Origin of the sequence: Bacillus sp. B2-WWTP-C-10-Post-4 (assembly GCF_009183805.1) — a bacterium.
Classification (GTDB): domain Bacteria; phylum Bacillota; class Bacilli; order Bacillales; family Bacillaceae_G; genus Bacillus_A; species Bacillus_A cereus.
Map to the genome: position 1 here is coordinate 1 of NZ_WEII01000244.1, position 2,060 is coordinate 2,060.

The following is a 2,060-nucleotide window of genomic DNA, read 5'->3' on the forward strand; positions in this document are numbered from 1 at the left end:
GCATATAATAGAAGTACCTATTAACTTTAAGTAACCTTAACTTTCGTTAATAGGGTATCTCAAAATCCCCAAAAGAGCACTTGCGGAAACAAGTGCTCTTTTATTTTTTTGTTTCATAAATATTTATACTTGCAAATTTCGTGCAATAAAAATAAATCTGAGAGAAATAACCATATCTTTATTATACGATTATTTCTGAACTACAAACGTTATAGCATTTGTTTTTAATTGAATGTGTCTTTCATTACGAACCATATTATAAGCTAATTCTTTTATTTCAACTTTTACTTCTTTCCATCCTTTATAAATACTTTTTAATAGATGTATCATTTCATCAGTTGGGAGATTAATTTCAATTAAAGCTTCTAATTCTTCATTCGTTTTTAAAACAATTTCTTGTATGTTAGAGTTAATAATTAAACAATTAATACCGCCGTTTTTTGTCCCTTGTTTCATAGAATGGAGCACTTTTTTTAAATCTTCTTTTGATTTAACATGCTCTAAACTTGATACTGCAACGATATAATCATAAGCGTTAGAGTCAATATGATAGTTTTCAATTTCTGCTTGTTCTGTTTTTATAGCCTCGAATACATCATGTTCTTTACTATAAATTTTTAGCTTTGTTAAAGCGGAATCAAGTAAATCAACACATGTAACAGTGCCATTATAATTTTTTATTATTTGTGCAATTGGAATGCTATTTCTACCGATGCCAGAGCCAAGATCAAGTACTTGCAAGTTGTTTTGTCCTTCAAAGTGATCCATCAAGTCCATAACTGTTTTAACCGGTTTGTACAGCCAAGAGCCAATTTCAAATAGTTTATATTGTTCATAGCAAAGGTCGTGATATTTCTTTTCTTCTTGTCTTATGTATTCGATACGGTTCATATTGTTTCAGCCCCAATATTTTTATTGCAAAATGAATAGGTGGGACAGCCTTTAACATTTGTTTGAATTCGAAAAATACCACCAGCATGTGGATACTCTTTTAATTCGTCATCAGTCATTCTTGTTCTGGCTGTTGTGATATATAAATCTGTTAAATTAGGTCCTCCAAATGTACATGATGTTACATATAAAGCTGGAATTGGAATGCTTAATATTTTTTCTCCAGTAGAGGGATTCCATCTAGTTATTTTTGAACCTCCCCAATGTGCAATCCATAAACAGCCGTCTTCGTCAATTGTCATACCATCAGGTAGACCATCATTTTCAGAGAAAATGATTACATCAATTGGATTATGAATGTCTCCAGTACGTATATTATATTGATAGCGAACCACTTTTTTAGTAGGTGTATCTATAAAGTAAAAGTATGTATGATCAGGTGACCAAGCAATTCCATTTGATGTATTTACATGTGAAACTTTTTTCTCTACACTTAAATTATGATGTAAACAATACAAGGAACCTGCAGCATTCATACCGTATGTATCTGTAGAACCTGCCCAGAAACGACCAGCTGGATCACATTTTCCATCATTGAAACGATTTTCTATTAAATGTGGTTCAGGGTCAAAAATATGTGTCAGTTTTTCGGTATTTATATTAATAGAATAAAAGCCTTTTTCCATAGCTAAGAGTAGTACATCCTCTAAATATGGAACAACACAGCCGATTTGTTGATTGAGTGCAATTACTCGGTTCGTATTAGCGGTAGGATTGTATATGCATAATTTTCTCTCCATAATATCAACCCAATATAAAAGTTGCTTTTTTTCATTCCAACATGGTCCTTCAGCTAAACTTGCTTTAGCATCTAAAACTAATTCTATATTACTGAACAAGATGTTCACCTCGCGTTATAAGATATTAATATAATTCGATAAGAATAGAGGTAAACCTTTTAGTCAAAGGATATTAAAATTTATGCTGTAGAAAAATGACCTTCTCACAAGTGATTAAAAAAGTGTATAAACAAGGAGAGGAAAATGCATATGATGTTTTATGAGATTGTTTGCTTTTCTTGTAAGAATATATTTCGTGTTTACGAAGGCAGTGAAAAATATAAGCGATTTAAAGAAAAACCAAAAGGGGTATATTGTTGTGATGAGTGT

At 31.3% G+C, this 2,060-nt stretch carries 3 protein-coding genes; 1 reads left to right on the plus strand and 2 read right to left on the minus strand.

Annotated features, from left to right (window positions below; translation table 11 throughout):
* Positions 1 to 189: 189 nt before the first annotated feature.
* Entirely contained in the window at positions 190 to 891 is a 702-nt protein-coding gene (locus GBN78_RS29585; protein WP_001079538.1) for a class I SAM-dependent methyltransferase, read from the minus strand.
* Positions 888 to 1,790 (minus strand): SMP-30/gluconolactonase/LRE family protein, encoded by a 903-nt coding sequence (locus GBN78_RS29590; protein ID WP_097861963.1) that lies wholly within the window; start codon positions 1,788 to 1,790, stop codon positions 888 to 890. The genes GBN78_RS29585 and GBN78_RS29590 overlap by 4 nt, the downstream gene beginning before the upstream one ends.
* Before the next feature lie 144 nt (positions 1,791 to 1,934).
* Between GBN78_RS29590 and GBN78_RS29595 the strand changes: the two genes are divergently transcribed.
* Positions 1,935 to 2,060 (plus strand): DUF2197 domain-containing protein (locus GBN78_RS29595; protein WP_152128027.1); only part of this gene is annotated, 126 nt, incomplete at its 3' end.

Excerpts from the sequence above, each read along its gene's own strand:
- GBN78_RS29585 (WP_001079538.1), bottom strand. The coding sequence starts at position 891 with ATGAACCGTATCGAATACATAAGACAAGAAGAAAAGAAATATCACGAC.